Raw genomic sequence first — 14,508 nt, 5'->3', positions numbered from 1 at the left:
AGCCGGTGACCGGGGCATCCCTCCTCCCCGCCCCGGTCACCCCCAGTGGGCGGGTGCGGTCAGTGACGGCGGCAGCCCGGTGCTGCCGTCGCCCCTGGCCGAGTCCACTTGGGACTGGATGAGGAACACGCTCTCGGTGAGGTCGGCGCCACGCAGATCCGCGTCGCGGAAGTCGGCGCCGATCACGTCGGCGAGCCGCAGATCCGCCCCGCGCAGATCGGCCCCGATCAGGTAGGCGCCCCGCAGGTTCGCGCCGGCGAGGCACGCGTTCTTCAGCCGCGCGCCGATGAGGTCGGCACCGCGATGGTTCTTCTTCTTGCCCTTCACCGAGGCACGGGCGAGTTCGCTGGCGCGGGAGAGCAGCACGTTCGCTTCCTCGCGCAGCCCGGCGACGTCGGTCTCGAGCAGGGTCTCCGGATTTTCCTCGGTGCGCAGGTCGATCCGCTCGCGGACCTCGTGCAGTCCACTGTGGACCTGCTGCGCCTGCGGCAGTTCGAGCGCCTCGGTCAGGTAGTAGAGCAGCTCGTGCAGGTGCCGCATGACCGGGAAGACCTCGAACATCTGCTTCGCGGTTTCCGGGGCCCGTCGCCAGTCACGGCCGCCGAAGGTGACCTGCGCGACCTTCTGGCCCGCGCCGAAGCAGTCGTAGACCGTGCAGCCGGGGAAACCACGCGGGCGCAGTTCGGTGTGGATGCCGCAGCGGAAGTCCTCGAGCAGGTTGGGGCACGCGCGCCCGGCCGGTTTGCCGATGGCGAAATCGGCCGATTTCGCGAAGGCGGGTGCCACGCAGCACAGGGCGAAGCACTGCGCGCAGTCGGCCCGCAGCGCACTGCGGTCAAGCTCGGGCAAAACGGGCTCCAACTGGGGTTCTCATCAGGGTTCCGGTCGAGTTTACTCGCTGACCAGGATGAAGATCGCGGTGCAGCGGGCGACCACCTGCTCCTCGGTGAAGTCGAGGTCGCCGTCCAGCCACGCGGTCAGCGTCTGGGACAGCCCGCCGACCAGGAACTCGGTGTCCAGCTCCAGCGTGGCGTCCTTGGCCGCGCCGTAGAACTCCCTGGCCTGCGCGCCGAGCAACCCGGCGAACATGCGCGCCGACGCGGCCCGCCGCTCGGCCAGCACCGCGAGGTTGAGCTTCGGGGAGAACAGCAGCCTGCCCCGGCGCGGGTCCTCGGCGACCAGCCGCACGATGTTGGCCAGCCCGGCGCGGACCTTGGCGTGCGCGTCGCCGGGTGCGCCCTGCACCGCGGCGAGCGTGGTCTCGGCGATCTCGCCGACGACGTGGTCGAACACCGCGGCGGCCAGCGCGTCGCGGTCGGCGAAGCTCTCGTAGAAGTACCTGGCCGCGAGCCCGGCGGCCTTGCAGGCACCGCGCACGGTCAGCACGCCCTCGGTGCCGAGCAGGTCGAAACCGGCCGCGACGAACTGCGCGCGGCGCTCCGCCTGGCGGTCACCGCCCGCCACCCCGCCGTAGACGCGCAAGGGCGAACTCTCCATGGCCCCATCTTGACAGGTTCCGCACCGAGCCGGTCTGATATCTGCGAACGGACGTGAGCAGAATTGGAGCCGACTATGCCCGAGCTGGAGGACGCCGTGATCGGGGCCGGCCTGCTGGCCGGTACCGCGAACGTGATCATGCAGCTCAGCCGCCCCGGCGTCGGCTACGGCGTGGCCGAGAGCCGGGTGGACAGCGGGAACGTGTTCAAGCACCCGGTCAAGCGCACCCGGACCACGCTGACCTATCTCGCCGTGGCCACGCTCGGCACCGACGAAGAGCGGCGGGCCTACCGGCGCGAGGTGAACCGGCAGCACGCGCAGGTGCACTCGACCGATTCCAGCCCGGTCGAGTACAACGCCTTCGACGAGGACCTCCAACTGTGGGTCGCGGCGTGTCTGTACAAGGGGTTCGAGGACATCTACACGTTGTTCGGCAAGCCGATGGACAGCGAGACCGCCGAGGCGATCTACCAGTCCTCGGCCGCCTTCGGCACCACGCTCCAGGTGCGCCAGGAGAGCTGGCCCGCCGACCGGACGGCCTTCGCCGAGTACTGGGAGAAGTCGCTGGACCGGGTCGACCTCGACGACCGCGTCCGCGCGTACCTGACCGACCTGGTCGAACTGCGGTTCCTGCCCCCGATCGCACGCCCTTTCGCCTCGCTGCACCGGTTCGTCACCACGGGTTTCCTGCCGCCGCGGTTCCGCGAGGAGATGCGGCTGCCCTGGAGCCACCGCCACCAGCGCCGGTTCGACGCGCTGATGCGCGCCGTCGCGGTGGTGGTCCGGGTCTCGCCGAAGCCGCTGCGCCGGTTTCCCTACAACCTCTGCCTGTGGGACCTTCGGCGGCGCGTCGCCGCCGGCCGTCCGCTCGTCTGAATTCCGGAAAGGTGCCCGACATGACCGACCAGGACGACTTCGTCAAGGCGATCGGCGAGTTCTGCCGCCGCGAGGTGGACCGCAAGCAGCGCGTGCCGCACGACGACGACCTGTACCGCAAGCTCGCCGATCTCGGCTGGCTCGGCCTGTCGCTGCCGGAGGAGTACGGCGGGGGCGGTCGTGGCATGGCCGACCTGGTGCTCTTCCTGGAGGAGACGGCGTACTGGCGGGCGCCGATCGGCGGGTTCGCCACCACGATCATCGCCGCCTCGGCGTACGAGAAGTTCGGGTCGGCCGAGCAGAAGCGCGAGATCCTGCCCGCGGTGGTGGACGGCGCGGTGCTGTCCATCTCGATGTCCGAGCCGGAAGCCGGGTCCGACGTCGGCGCGCTGAGCTGCCGGGCCGAGCGGCGCGGTGACGGGTGGGTGCTCAACGGGCAGAAAACCTGGTGCTCGAACGCGCACTTCGCCGAGCACATCCTGCTGGTCGCGCGCACCTCGCCCGGTGAGGGCAAGCACGCGGGCATGACCATGTTCTCGGTGCCGTCGACGGTGGACGGGCTGGCCGTGCGCGGGATCGAGACCATGGGCGGCAAGGAGGTCAACGACCTCTACCTGACCGACTGCGTGCTGCCCGCCGACGCCGTGGTCGGCACCGTCGACCAGGGCTGGAAGCAGCTGATGACCGGGCTGAACCTGGAGCGGATGATCCTCGCCGCGGTGATGCTGGGCACCGCGCGCCGCGCCTTCGAGGACACGCTGGCCTACGTCCGCGAGCGCCACCAGTTCGGCAGGCCGATCGGCAGCTTCCAGGCCCTGCGGCACCGGCTCGCCGACCACGCCACCGAACTGGAGTGCACGCGGTTGCTGGTGCACGACGTGGCCGCCAAGATCGACGCGAACCCGGACCGGAGCCTGCCGCGCGAGGCGTCCATGGCCAAGCTGAAGGCCACCGAGTTCGCCAAGGCGATGGCACTGGACGGCATGCAGATGCTCGGCGGTTACGGCTATGCCACCGAATACGGCATGGAGGGCTTGCTGCGCTCGGCCGTGGTGTCCACTGTGTACGGTGGCACCAGCGAGATCCAGCGGGACATCATCGGCAAGACCTACGGATTGTGAGCAACCGCGGCTGGATAGGCTGTCGCGGTGCCGACCGCCGCCAGCCGACCCGCGCAGATCGCCGCCGCCGTGCTGGTGCTCGCCGTGGCCGGGGTCTCGACCGACACCGGAATCGGGCAGTTGCCGTCCGTGGTGCAGGAGCTGACCGACACCCTGCTGGCGCAGAAGGACGAGTTCGCCACCCTGCTCGACGACGCGGACCTGGCGCTGCGCACGATCACCGACCAGCGCGACGCCGTCGGCGCGATGTTCGCCGACGTCAACGAGATGACCGCGGCGACCACGCGCTTCCTGTCCGAACACGGACCGCGGTTCGACACGCTGCTCGACCAGTTGCAGACCATCAGCGAGCAGCTCACCCTGAGGTAACCTGCGCTCCGTGGAAGACGAGGTCGCGGCCGGGCTGGTCCTCGATGCCGCCGAGGAACTGTTCTACGGGCGCGGAATCCAAGCGGTCGGAATGGACGCCGTGCGGTCGCGCTCCGGGGTTTCGCTCAAGCGCCTGTACCGGTTGTTCGCCTCCAAGGACGACCTGGTCGAGGCGTACCTGACCCGGCGGGACGAGCGCTGGCGCGCGCGGTTGCGGGCGCACGTCTCGGCGGTCGCCGGGCCGAAGGAGCGGGTGCTGGCGGTGTTCGACTGGCTGGCGATCTGGTTCACCGAGCCCGATTTCCGCGGGTGCGCGTTCATCAATTCCTACGGCGAACTCGGCACCACTTCCGCGCGGGTGGCCGAGATCTCCCGGTCGCACAAACGCCGGTTCCGCGAATACGTGGAAGGGCTGGCCGCCGAGGCCGGTCTGCCCGGCGGGGTCGCCGCGCAACTGGTGCTGCTGGCCGAAGGCGCGATGGTGGTGGCGGGCATGGACCCGGGGCCGGAGCCCGCCGGGGACGCCCGCCGCGCCGCCGAGACCCTCTTGCGCTGAGCGTTGCCGCCCTCGTAGGGTCTCCATCTGGAGAACGAGCGTTCTCCGGAGTCTGGAGGGAAACCATGACCGAGCGCCCGCCGCTGCCGCCGTTCACCCGCGAGACGGCGATCGAGAAGGTCCGGCTGGCGGAGGACGCCTGGAACACGCGCGATCCGGAGCGGGTCTCGCTGGCCTACACCACCGGCACCCGGTGGCGGAACCGCGCCGAGTTCGCCACCGGCCGGGCGGAGGTGGTCGCCCTGCTGCGCCGGAAGTGGGCCGCGGAACTGGACTACCGGCTGATCAAGGAAATCTGGGCGTTCGGCGGCAACCGGATCGCGGTGCGCTTCGCCTACGAATGCCACGACGACGCCGGGAACTGGACGCGCAACTACGGCAACGAGAACTGGGAGTTCGACGAGCACGGCCTGATGGCGGTCCGGCACGCGTCGATCAACACGCTGCCGATCGCCGAGGCCGACCGGAAGTTCGCCTGGCCGCTGGGCCGCCGCCCCGACGATCACCCCGGGTTGTCCGACCTGGGGTTGTAGTTACCCGGAGTGGGCGAATCGGGGTCTTCTCCGGGGTCTCACCGATGCGAACCGCGCGCCGGGAGCGCATGGTGGAGTCATGACAACACCGACGAGGACATTGACCAGGTCGAGGGACAACCGGGTGATCGCGGGTGTCTGCGCCGGCATCGCGCGCAAGATGGGCTGGAAGCCGCGCACCGTGCGGATCCTGTTCGTGGTCTCCTGCGTCCTGCCGGGCCCGCAGTTCCTCATCTACCTGGCCCTGTGGCTGCTCATCCCGCAGGACAAGTACTGATCCCCGCGCCGGTGTGACCGCGTTCACCCCGACGGGTCGTCACAGACGGGCCGGTTCGCCGGTTCAGGTGGCGACGAAAGGGGAACGGAAATGGCAGCGAAGATCGTGGTACTCGGCGCCGGCTACTCGGGTCTGATGGCGGCGAAGCTGGTCGCGAAGCGCGCCGGCGCCGAGGTGACACTGGTCAACGCGGGGGCGCACTTCGTCGAGCGGGTCCGCCTGCACCAGCTGGCATCCGGGCAGCCGATGCGGGACCTGCCGCTGGCGGACCTGCTGGCGGGCACCCGCATCCAGCTGGTGGTCGACCGGGTCACCCGCATCGACGCGCGGTCGCGCGAGGTGGAGCTGGCCGGTGGTGCGCGCCTCCACTACGACGTGCTGGTCTACGCGCTGGGCAGCCAGGCCGACTTGGGCGCGGTGCCCGGCGCGGCCGAGCACGCCCACGCCGTCGCGGGCGGCGAAGACGCTGTCCGGCTGCGGGAGAAGCTGCGCGGCAGCCAGGTGGTCGCGGTGGCCGGGGGCGGGCTCACCGGGCTCGAAGCGGCCACCGAACTGGCCGAGACCTATCCGGAGCTGAAGGTCCGCCTGGTGACCGGCGGCAAGCTCGGTGCCGCGCTGTCGGAACGCGGCAGGCGGCACGTGCGCGGCACCTTCACCCGGCTCGGCATCGAGGTACGGGACGAGGTGCGGATCGCCGAGGTCCGCGCGGACGGGCTGGTCCTGGACGACGGCGAGCACGTCGCCGCCGACACGGTCGTCTGGACCACCGGCTTCCAGGTCTCACCACTGGCCCGCGAGGCCGGGTTCGCCGTGGAGGACAGCGGGCGGATGGTGGTGGACGAGACGCTGCGCTCGGTGTCGCATCCGGAGGTCTACGGCATCGGCGACGCGGCGGCGGCCCGCCGCCCGGACGGCCAGGAACTGCGGATGGCTTGCGCCACCGGCATTCCCGCGGCGGTCTGCGCGAGCAAGGCGATCGCGGACCGGCTGGCCGGGCGCACGCCGAAACCGCTGGAGTTCCGGTTCTTCAACCAGTGCATCAGCCTCGGCCGCCGCGACGGCCTGATCCAGTTCGTGCGTGCCGACGACAGCCCGATCGAGCGAGTGCTGACCGGACGGGCGGCCGCGCTCTACAAGGAAACCGTCGTGCGCGCCACGATCCTGGGGGCACGCCGCCCAGGTCTGGTGGCGGCCGTCGCCTGACCCATGAGCAGGGTGGGACCAGCTCGCGGAGGAGGCCGTCGTCGCCGGTGTTCTCCGCGAGCGGGCCGTCGGACAGCGTGGCGGGCTCCTCGCCTAGCCTCCCGGGAGGTAGCGCGGAGCCCGGCGGACCGGGGCGGCCTGTTCGAACGCGGCGGCCAGTGACAGCACCTCGGCGTCGGCCCAGCGGCCGGCGAACAGCGAGACGCCGATCGGCAGTTCCCCGGCGTACCCGGCGGGCACGCTGACGTTGGGGTAACCCGCGACCGCGGCCGGAGTCGACGAGCCCAGTTCGAACGCGTCACCCGAGCCGTACGCGGTTTTCCACGCCGGGCTGTTGGTGGGGGAGAGGATCGCGTCGAGGTCGTGCGCGGTCAGCGTTTCGTCGATGGACCTGCGCGCCAGCGAAGTGGCCGTCGCCCGCTGTTCCCGATAACCGGGGTCGTCGGTGCCGGGCGCGGTCAGCGCCTGCTCGAACAGTTCCTGCCCGAACTTGCTCAGCTCCACCGGATCCCGCCGGTTGAACTCGACCAGTTCGGCAATGCTCTGCGGCACACCGGCCCGGGTCTTCAGGTACGCGGGCAGGTCCCTGGCGAACTCGCTCAGCAGCGCCGCGCCCTCGGCCGCCCCTACCTGGTCCTGGTAGGGCAGTTCGACGTCGACCACCTCGGCTCCGCGAGAACGCAGCACCTCGGCCGCTTCGCCGACCACACGGTCCACCTCGGTGTTGATCCCGCTCTGGCGCCACAATCCGATCCGGGCGCCCTTCAACGCGCCGGGCTGCAGTTCACGCGCGTAATCGGTCGGCTGGTCCGCGGGATAGTCCGAAGTGGGCGGATCAGCCGGATCGCGACCCTGCAAGGCGGACAAGGTGATCGCGGTGTCCACCACGTTGCGCGCCATCGGTCCCGCGGTGTCCTGCTCGGCCGAAATCGGCACCACGCCGGTGCGGCTGACCAGCCCCAGCGATGGTTTCGCGCCGACCACGCCGTTCGCCCCGGCCGGGCAGACGATCGAACCGTCGGTTTCGGTGCCGATCGCCACCTGGGCCAGCGAAGCGGCGACGGCCGCGCCCGAACCGGACGAGGAACCACACGGATTCCGGTCCAGCACATAGGGATTGTGCGTCTGACCGCCCACACCGGACCAGCCCGAAGTGGACCTGGTCGACCGGAAGTTGGCCCATTCGGACAGATTCGCCTTGCCGAGCACCACCGCACCGGCCGCACGCAGCTTTCGCGCCAGTGTCGCGTCCGCGGCTGGCGGCTTGCCGCTCAGCGCGCGCGACCCGGCCGTGGTGTCCTGGCCCCGCGTGTCGATGTTGTCCTTCAACAGCACGGGAATGCCTTCGAGCGCCCCGCGCGCGTGCCCGGTGCGGCGCCGGAGATCACTGGCGGCGGCCTGCGCGAGCGCGGTCGGGTCGACGGCCGGCACGGCACGCACGTCGCGGTCGACCGTGCGGATCCGGTCCAGGTACTGGCCGGTGAGCCGGACCGAGCTGAGCTTCCCGCGATCCATCAGCCGCTGCAGCTGGGGAATCGTGCTGCGATCCAGATCGAGCGCGGGCGCGGCGGGCGCCGGAACGGCGGCACCGACCGCGAGAACGAGGGAAAGCGTGACCACCCGGAGAATGCGCACACCGCACCCAACCCTCCCGGCCGCACGGCCGTCAAGCACACGAGCGCGGAAAAGGCCATGGGCAGGGCGTTCCCTGGTCGTCCACCGGTCGGAACGCCCTACCCACGGCCCGGTTGCGAGGAGGCTGCTCGGGGATGCCTCCTCGCGGGTCATCACGGCGTCGTGGTGCCGAGCGTGTAGGCGCCGGAGCCGCTGTAGGCGTGCACGCGCCACCGGTAGGTGCCCGCCGTGCCGTTGTAGGTCACCGTCTCGCTCGCCTGCGGGGTGGTGCCGCTGGCCACCGACGTCCACGTGCTGCCGTTCAACTTCTGCAGGTACAGGTCGAAGTCGGTGCCGGACGGGCCGGCCAGGCAGCCGAGGTGGGCGCCGGAGGTCGTGGTGGTGTAGGAACCGCCGCCCGGCTGGATCGCGTTGCCACCGCTGGAGAGGTTGCCGTTGTAGGTGTTCTCCGAGTCGTCGCAGCCGCCCGGCGGGTTGCCGCCGCCGTCGGTGACCAGGGTCAGGCCGTAGGTCTGCAGGATCTCGTTGACCGGCTGGAAGTAGGTGGTGCCGCCGGAACTGCAGTTGCCGGAACCGCCCGAGGTCACGCCCTGGGCCTGGCTGCCGGAGATGGCCGAGCCGCCGGAGTCACCGGGCTCGGCGCAGGCGCTGGTGCGGATCAGCCCGCTGACCGTGCCCTGCGGGTAGGTGACCGAGGAGTTGCGGGCCTGGATGGTGCCGCAGCGCCAGCCGGTGGTCGAACCGGACCGGCAGATCGAGGAGTTCACCGGCGCGTCCTGCGAGCCCGCCACCGCGACCCGGCCGCCGGAGTAGTTGTTCACCGCGCCGATCGGGGTGTTGCCCGCGGCGACGCGCACGTAGGCGTAGTCGTTGCCGGGAAAGCTGGAGCCGACGAACTGCCCGGTCGGCTGGCTGGTGGAAGCGCCGGTGTTGCCGCAGTGCCCGGCGGTGACAAAGCCGTCGGTCACCGAGAAGCCGATCGAGCAGCGGGTGCCAGCGCCGATGTAGTAGGCGTTGCCGCCGACCACGTCGATCAGCGGGCGAGGGGACTCGGTGGAGGCGACCACGCTGACCGCGTCCGCCGGCACGCCGCTGGCCGCGACGAACGAGTGCGCCGCGCCGAGCGCCTCACCGCGGGACAGCAGCACGATCTTGTTGCTGGGCACGTCCACGTACCAGCCGGCCACCGTGCGCGGACTGGCCTTGCTCCGATTGTCCAATTCGGACTTGAGGGCGTCCAGCCGGGCTTCGGTGCGGCTGACCACCACCGCCTCGGCGCCGTCCGCCCGCGCGGTCTGCGCGGCCGCCTCACCGGTCACCGCGACAACCAGCTTCGCCTTGGCCGGGTCGTACCAGGAGCCGCCGTAACCGTGGGAAAGCTTCTTGCGCAGCAAGCGATCGGTCTTCGCCGCACGGTCCTCGTCGGACAGCCGCGCGGCGGCTTCGCCCGCGCTGATCCCGAGGTCTCGCTGCATGGCGTCGAGAACCTCGGCCGAAGTGCCCGCGACGGCGGCGGTGACCGTCATCGCGGTGATCACGCCGGAGGCCGCGATCGCGGCTCCGAGCAGGGCGACCAGACGTCTGGCCATGGTGGTGCTCCTAGCGGTGAGGGGGCGGGTTAAGCGACGTTAACCTTGCCTTCCACACGGCGGGAGATACCGTTTCTGTCATACCACCGGCGTCGCGTCCGGAACGCCGAACTCGGGATTCTCACGCAGGAAGGCCGCGTACCGCGGGCTGCGCGCGGTGACGTCGCGGTAGGCCGCGCGGGCCAGTTCGAGCAATCGCGCGGCGAAGCCCGCCGCCGGGGCTTCCGGGTGCCAGCCGAGCAGATTGCGCCAGCGCAACGGGTTTCCGGCGATCGGCACCGCCCGCACCCCGGGCATTCGGCGGAACATCGGCTGGCACAACACCACCGCGTCACCGGATTCGACCAGATCGATGCAACTGGTCACGTCGGTCTCGTAGAGCGAGCGCGGGGAGAAGCCGGCGCGGGCGCAGGCGGCGGCGAAGCAGTCGCCGAAGCAGCCGTCGCCGGGCGTGGCGCCCCAGTTCTCGTCGGCGAGGTCGGCCAGGTCGACCTCCTGCGCGCCGGCGAGCGGATGGTCGTCGGACAGCAGCACAAAAACGGGGTCGGTGGCCAGGGTGCGCCAGTGCAGGCCGGGCTGCGCCGGGGGCTGGGCGTCCCCGCAGACACCGGCCAGGGTGAAGTCGAGCCGGCATTCGGCGACCATCGCGGCGAGTTCGTCCGCCGACCACGAGACGTGGGTGGTGATGCGGAGGCCCGGCAGGCTGGTGTTGAGCTGGTGCACCAGCCCGCCGAGCACGTGCCCGTTCGCCGAGCCGAGGCGCAGCCGGGCGGGGGTGGCGCCGGGGTGGGTGGCGTTGGCCAGCCGCGCGGCCTCTTCCTTGAGGGTGGACACCGCGGGCAGCAGCAGCCGGGCGCGGGAGAGCACCAGCTCGCCGAGCGGGGTGGGTCGCACGCCGCGGCGGTCGCGGTCGAACAGGGGGCCGCCGAGCGTGCGTTCGATGCGGTGGAGCTGCGCGGTCAGCGCGGGCTGCGCCAGCCCCAGTGCCGAGGCGGCCTTGGTGATGCTCCCGGCTTCGGCAACGGTGCAGATGATCCGGAAATGGCGCAGTTCCAGCTCCATACGCCAACGTTAGGTGCCAGGGACGGGCGACGACAGACCTGCCGCTACTGCACTCTGACGGCGTGGCCTACGTAGGCCGAATGGCCCAGTGCCGCCCGTTCCTGGCGTACGCCTACTTACCGACCGGTTCCGGCAGCGCGTCCACGCCCGGCACACCCCGGCCGCGCAGGGACGCGCCCCTGGTCTCCGGGGTGAAGATGAGCGCGACCGCGCCGATCGCGCAGGCCGCCATCATGTAGTACGCCGGGACGATGTTGTCCCCGGTCTCGCCGATCAGCCACTCGTTGATCACCGGCGCGGTACCGCCGAACACCGCCGTCGAGACGTTGTAGGCGATGGCGAAACCGGCGTATCGGATGTGCGTCGGGAACATCGCCGGGAACATCGCCGAGATGGTGCTCAGCTGCGGCACGTAGAGCAGGCCGAGAATGGCGAAGGCCAGGATCGCCGCGGTGAACCCGGTGCCCATCAGCTTGAACATCGGGATGGCCAGCACGAACAGGCCGACGATCGAGACCCACCACATCGGCTTCCGGCCGAACCGGTCCGACAGGGCACCGGAGAACGGCAGCAGCACCATCATCGCCAGCTGGCCGATGATGACCAGGATCAGCGAATCGTCGGAGCTGAGCTTGATCTGGCCCTCCAGATAGGTGGGCATGTAGGCCAGCAGCGTGTAGTTGACCACGTTGAGCGTGATCACCAGGCCGATCAGCAGCACCAGCGGCTTCCAGAAGGCGCCGAGGTCGCGCAGCTGCGTCTTGGTCTTCTGCGCGGTCTCGCCCTTCTGCTCCAGCTCGCGGAAGACCGGCGTGTCCTCGAGCTTGCTCCGCAGGTAGAGCCCGATCAGGCCGAGCGGCGCGGCGATCAGGAACGGCAGGCGCCAGCCCCAGTCGCCCATCGCCTCGGCGCTGAGCGTCTTCTGGAAGATCAGCACCAGCAGCGCGCCGAGGGTGAAGCCGGCCAGCGTGCCGAATTCGAGGAAGCTGCCGTACTTGCCGCGCTTCTTGTCCGGCGCGTACTCCGCCATGAAGGTGGCCGCACCGCCGTACTCGCCGCCGGTGGAGAAGCCCTGGATCATGCGGAGCAGGATCAGCAGGATCGGCGCGGCGATGCCGAGCGTGGCGTAGCCGGGCAGCAGGCCGACGCAGAAGGTGGCGCCGGCCATCAGCAGGATGGTGGTGGCGAGCACGCGCTGGCGGCCGAGGCGGTCGCCGAGCGGGCCCCAGACCATGCCGCCGAGCGGGCGGATCAGGAAGGAGGCGGCGAACACCATCAGTGCGCCGAGCGTCGACGCCGTCGGGTCCTCGCTGGGGAAGAACGCTTCGCCGATGTAAGTCGCGGTGTAGGCGTAGACACCGTAGTCGAACCACTCCGTGGCGTTACCGATCGCCGAGGCGGCGATGGCCTTCCGCAGTGTCTTCTTATCCGGTTCCGCCACCGGGCCGGCGGTACCGTCTTGCTGGCTGACCATGAAAGATCCTCCGAGTCTTCGAATGCGGTGTTCGCACCCCGTTCGGCCCCCGATACCGGTCGAACGGTGTTCATGGCCGTCACCGCGCCCTCGCGTGTGTTGCCTGCGGCTTGTCGATTCAAGCACCTCACCAGCGATTTCGCTGGCCGAACTTCCTCCCCGTCAGCTCGTGCCTATGGCGTTGGGGAAGGACCTTGGTCAAGGACCAGGTGTCTTGTCAAGTTCGCTCGCCGATAATCCGCTTTGCAGGGTGCGGAAATCCCGCCGTCCGCTCCGGACTGTCTATTGTGGACTTTCGCGGGAAGCACTGCGCGGTAAGGGTAATTCCCGGTGCGCTAGGGTGATCGCCAATACTGGGCACGGGAGGGACCATGACGCGGGTGTACGACCTGGGGCCGGCCGCCGGGCGGCTGTCCGCGCTGGTGGCGGGCTTGCGCGAGGACCAACTCGGCGCGCCGACGCCGTGCGGGAGTTATTCGATCGAAATACTGCTGGATCACGTCGACGGCCTGGCCCAGGGCTTCCTGGCGGCCGCGCGCAAGGAGCGTGGCGCGCTGACCTCGGCCCCGCCCGTCCCGGCGGCGGGCAGGCTCGGGCCGGACTGGCGCACGCGGATCCCGGCGCGGCTGGAGGAACTGGTCAGCGCGTGGCGGGCGCCCGAGGCGTGGGAAGGCATGACCATGGCGGGCGGCGTCGAACTGCCCGGTGCGGTCGCCGGTCAGGTGGCGCTGGACGAACTGGTCCTGCACGGCTGGGACCTGGCGAAGGCGAGCGGCCAGCCCTTCGACTGCGACGCCGCGTCGATCGAGGGGGCCACCGGTTTTGTGCTCATGATGGCGCCGCCGGACCAGCCGCGTGACCCGGGCCTGTTCGGCCCGGCGGTCCCGGTGCCCGACGACGCCGGTCCGCTGGACAAACTCCTGGGCCTGAGCGGCCGCGACCCGTCCTGGAGCCCGGCTTAGACATTTCCGGAGCCCGGCTTGGCATTGTCTGTTGTGTCACGCTGACGGACCGTGCGGCCGGACATTGTTTGGTAAATCACGCTCGCAGCGCCTCGGCTGGACACTGTCCGGCTGATCAGGCCCACGCTCTCCTTGGCCGGGTCCTGTTTAATGGATCACGCTCGCGGCGCCCGTGGCTGGGCGGTGTTGGCGGGTCAGGCTCGCGCTCTCCGCGGCCGGGCGTTGTTTGGCGGGCCACGCTCGCGTTCTTCGTGGCCGGGCCCTGTCCGGCTGATCAGGCCCACGCTCTCCTTGGCCGGGCGTTGTCCGGCGGATCAGGCTTGCGTTCTTCGTGGCCGGGATTTGTCCGGTGAGTTCCGCTCTCGGCCGGGTGTTGTCCGGCGGAGCACCAGGGAGCTGCCGGGTGGTGGTCGGTCAGGGGGCGTGTGCGTCCCGCTGGGCCAGTTGTGCGGCGGCATAGGCGAGTTTGTCCGGATTGAGCACGGTCCGCAGTGCGGTGACCTTGCCGTCGCGGAGTTCGGGCAGCATGACGGCGGTCAGCCCACCCGACTCGAACACCAGCAGCGCGGGCTCCCCGTTGACCACCTCCACGGCGAACTCGGCGCCCGCCGCGCGGGGGTGGCGGCCGAGACCGGCCAGCAGGCGCAGCACCTTGTCGCGGCCGGTGATCGGGCGCCGCCCGGCGGTGACCTTGCCGCCGCCGTCGGACCAGGAGACCACGTCCTCGGTGAGCATCTGCTCCAAGGCCGCCAGGTCACCGTTCAGCGCGGCCGCGATGAACCGCTCGATCACCTTCCGATGGTCCTCGGCCGACGCCTCGAACCGCTTGCGCGGCTCGCCCACGTGCTCCCGCGCGCGCCGGTAGAGCTGCCGCGCGTTCGCTTCGGAGACGCCGAGGATGCCGGCGATCTCCCGGTGGCTGTACTCGAAGCTCTCGCGCAGCACGAAGGCCGCGCGCTCCGGCGGCGTGAGCCGCTCCAGCAACACCAGCACGCCGAAGCGGAGCGAGTCGCGCTGTTCGGCAGTTTCCAACGGACCCGGCCCGGTGACCACCGGCTCGGGCAGCCACGGCCCGGCGTAGCGCTCGCGGCGCGCCCTGGCCGAGGTGAGCCGGTTGAGGCAGAGGTTCGTGGCGACCCGGGTGAGCCAGGCCGGCGGGGTGTCCACCGGTTCGCTCTTCGCCCAGCGGAGATAAGCCTCCTGGACCACGTCCTCGGCTTCCGCGGCCTCTCCGAGCATCCGGTAGGCCAGGGAGAACAGGCGTGGCCGCGCGGCCTCGAACTGCTCCAGTGTTCCTGCGGTCACGGCCCCCACCTAACCACGTGGCCGCGGCCGTGATCAGGCACCACTACGA

Annotated in this window: 15 protein-coding genes; 8 read left to right on the top strand and 7 right to left on the bottom strand. The window is 70.6% G+C overall.

The window, feature by feature from the left end; translation table 11 throughout:
* Window positions 1-36: 36 nt before the first annotated feature.
* Together YIM_RS28220 and YIM_RS28215 are read right to left on the bottom strand one after the other, a co-directional pair.
* A complete protein-coding gene (locus YIM_RS28220) occupies window positions 37-849 on the bottom strand; it encodes a pentapeptide repeat-containing protein (RefSeq protein WP_153033209.1) in 813 nt (270 codons plus the stop codon).
* A gap of 42 nt (window positions 850-891) precedes the next feature.
* Window positions 892-1,497 (bottom strand): TetR/AcrR family transcriptional regulator, encoded by a 606-nt coding sequence (locus tag YIM_RS28215; RefSeq protein WP_153033208.1) that lies wholly within the window; start codon window positions 1,495-1,497, stop codon window positions 892-894.
* A 75-nt stretch (window positions 1,498-1,572) separates the two neighbouring features.
* Here YIM_RS28215 and YIM_RS28210 point away from each other — a divergent pair, with 75 nt between their 5' ends.
* The 7 genes from YIM_RS28210 to YIM_RS28180 all read left to right on the top strand — a co-directional run bounded on the left by YIM_RS28210 (window position 1,573) and on the right by YIM_RS28180 (window position 6,432).
* The gene (locus tag YIM_RS28210) at window positions 1,573-2,373 is read left to right on the top strand and encodes an oxygenase MpaB family protein (protein ID WP_153033207.1); all 801 of its coding nucleotides are present in this window, start codon (window positions 1,573-1,575) and stop codon (window positions 2,371-2,373) included.
* Window positions 2,374-2,393: 20 nt separating this feature from the next.
* Window positions 2,394-3,494, top strand: a complete 1,101-nt coding sequence (locus YIM_RS28205) for an acyl-CoA dehydrogenase family protein (RefSeq protein WP_370468891.1) — start codon at window positions 2,394-2,396, stop codon at window positions 3,492-3,494.
* 27 nt (window positions 3,495-3,521) lie between these two features.
* Window positions 3,522-3,863, top strand: coding sequence for a hypothetical protein (locus tag YIM_RS28200; protein ID WP_153033205.1), 342 nt, complete (start codon window positions 3,522-3,524; stop codon window positions 3,861-3,863).
* Window positions 3,864-3,873: 10 nt separating this feature from the next.
* Window positions 3,874-4,419: a TetR/AcrR family transcriptional regulator gene (locus tag YIM_RS28195; protein WP_153033204.1), complete on the top strand. Its 546-nt coding sequence runs from the start codon at window positions 3,874-3,876 to the stop codon at window positions 4,417-4,419.
* A gap of 65 nt (window positions 4,420-4,484) precedes the next feature.
* On the top strand, window positions 4,485-4,952 hold the full coding sequence (locus YIM_RS28190; RefSeq protein ID WP_153033203.1) for a nuclear transport factor 2 family protein: 468 nt from the start codon (window positions 4,485-4,487) through the stop codon (window positions 4,950-4,952).
* Window positions 4,953-5,031: 79 nt separating this feature from the next.
* Window positions 5,032-5,229 (top strand): PspC domain-containing protein, encoded by a 198-nt coding sequence (locus tag YIM_RS28185; RefSeq protein ID WP_153033202.1) that lies wholly within the window; start codon window positions 5,032-5,034, stop codon window positions 5,227-5,229.
* Window positions 5,230-5,319: 90 nt separating this feature from the next.
* Window positions 5,320-6,432, top strand: a complete 1,113-nt coding sequence (locus YIM_RS28180) for an NAD(P)/FAD-dependent oxidoreductase (protein WP_153033201.1) — start codon at window positions 5,320-5,322, stop codon at window positions 6,430-6,432.
* A 93-nt stretch (window positions 6,433-6,525) separates the two neighbouring features.
* Here the strand turns inward: YIM_RS28180 and YIM_RS28175 are convergent, their stop codons facing one another.
* The 4 genes from YIM_RS28175 to YIM_RS28160 all read right to left on the bottom strand — a co-directional run bounded on the left by YIM_RS28175 (window position 6,526) and on the right by YIM_RS28160 (window position 12,192).
* Window positions 6,526-8,067, bottom strand: coding sequence for an amidase (locus tag YIM_RS28175; RefSeq protein ID WP_228004061.1), 1,542 nt, complete (start codon window positions 8,065-8,067; stop codon window positions 6,526-6,528).
* Window positions 8,068-8,219: 152 nt separating this feature from the next.
* The gene (locus tag YIM_RS28170) at window positions 8,220-9,656 is read right to left on the bottom strand and encodes a S1 family peptidase (protein ID WP_153033199.1); all 1,437 of its coding nucleotides are present in this window, start codon (window positions 9,654-9,656) and stop codon (window positions 8,220-8,222) included.
* A 78-nt stretch (window positions 9,657-9,734) separates the two neighbouring features.
* Window positions 9,735-10,718 (bottom strand): LysR family transcriptional regulator, encoded by a 984-nt coding sequence (locus YIM_RS28165; RefSeq protein ID WP_153033198.1) that lies wholly within the window; start codon window positions 10,716-10,718, stop codon window positions 9,735-9,737.
* A gap of 112 nt (window positions 10,719-10,830) precedes the next feature.
* Entirely contained in the window at window positions 10,831-12,192 is a 1,362-nt protein-coding gene (locus tag YIM_RS28160) for an MFS transporter (RefSeq protein ID WP_153033197.1), read from the bottom strand.
* Between the two features lie 371 nt (window positions 12,193-12,563).
* Between YIM_RS28160 and YIM_RS28155 the strand changes: the two genes are divergently transcribed.
* Window positions 12,564-13,154, top strand: a complete 591-nt coding sequence (locus YIM_RS28155) for a TIGR03086 family metal-binding protein (protein ID WP_153033196.1) — start codon at window positions 12,564-12,566, stop codon at window positions 13,152-13,154.
* Between the two features lie 414 nt (window positions 13,155-13,568).
* On the opposite strand, the gene YIM_RS28150 is transcribed toward YIM_RS28155, so the two are convergent.
* Window positions 13,569-14,459 (bottom strand): RNA polymerase sigma-70 factor, encoded by an 891-nt coding sequence (locus YIM_RS28150; RefSeq protein WP_153033195.1) that lies wholly within the window; start codon window positions 14,457-14,459, stop codon window positions 13,569-13,571.
* Window positions 14,460-14,508: the final 49 nt, after the last annotated feature.

It is taken from the genome of Amycolatopsis sp. YIM 10, assembly GCF_009429145.1.
In the GTDB taxonomy this organism is placed as follows: domain Bacteria; phylum Actinomycetota; class Actinomycetes; order Mycobacteriales; family Pseudonocardiaceae; genus Amycolatopsis.
The sequence above is the reverse complement of the archived record's forward strand: the minus strand, read 5'-3'. Positions and strand labels throughout refer to the sequence as shown.

Excerpts from the sequence above, each read along its gene's own strand:
- YIM_RS28155 (WP_153033196.1), top strand. The coding sequence starts at position 12,564 with ATGACGCGGGTGTACGACCTGGGGCCGGCCGCCGGGCGGCTGTCCGCG.
- YIM_RS28205 (WP_370468891.1), top strand. The coding sequence starts at position 2,394 with ATGACCGACCAGGACGACTTCGTCAAGGCGATCGGCGAGTTCTGCCGC.
- YIM_RS28160 (WP_153033197.1), bottom strand. The coding sequence starts at position 12,192 with ATGGTCAGCCAGCAAGACGGTACCGCCGGCCCGGTGGCGGAACCGGAT.
- YIM_RS28190 (WP_153033203.1), top strand. The coding sequence starts at position 4,485 with ATGACCGAGCGCCCGCCGCTGCCGCCGTTCACCCGCGAGACGGCGATC.
- YIM_RS28185 (WP_153033202.1), top strand. The coding sequence starts at position 5,032 with ATGACAACACCGACGAGGACATTGACCAGGTCGAGGGACAACCGGGTG.
- YIM_RS28210 (WP_153033207.1), top strand. The coding sequence starts at position 1,573 with ATGCCCGAGCTGGAGGACGCCGTGATCGGGGCCGGCCTGCTGGCCGGT.
- YIM_RS28165 (WP_153033198.1), bottom strand. The coding sequence starts at position 10,718 with ATGGAGCTGGAACTGCGCCATTTCCGGATCATCTGCACCGTTGCCGAA.
- YIM_RS28215 (WP_153033208.1), bottom strand. The coding sequence starts at position 1,497 with ATGGAGAGTTCGCCCTTGCGCGTCTACGGCGGGGTGGCGGGCGGTGAC.
- YIM_RS28180 (WP_153033201.1), top strand. The coding sequence starts at position 5,320 with ATGGCAGCGAAGATCGTGGTACTCGGCGCCGGCTACTCGGGTCTGATG.
- YIM_RS28170 (WP_153033199.1), bottom strand. The coding sequence starts at position 9,656 with ATGGCCAGACGTCTGGTCGCCCTGCTCGGAGCCGCGATCGCGGCCTCC.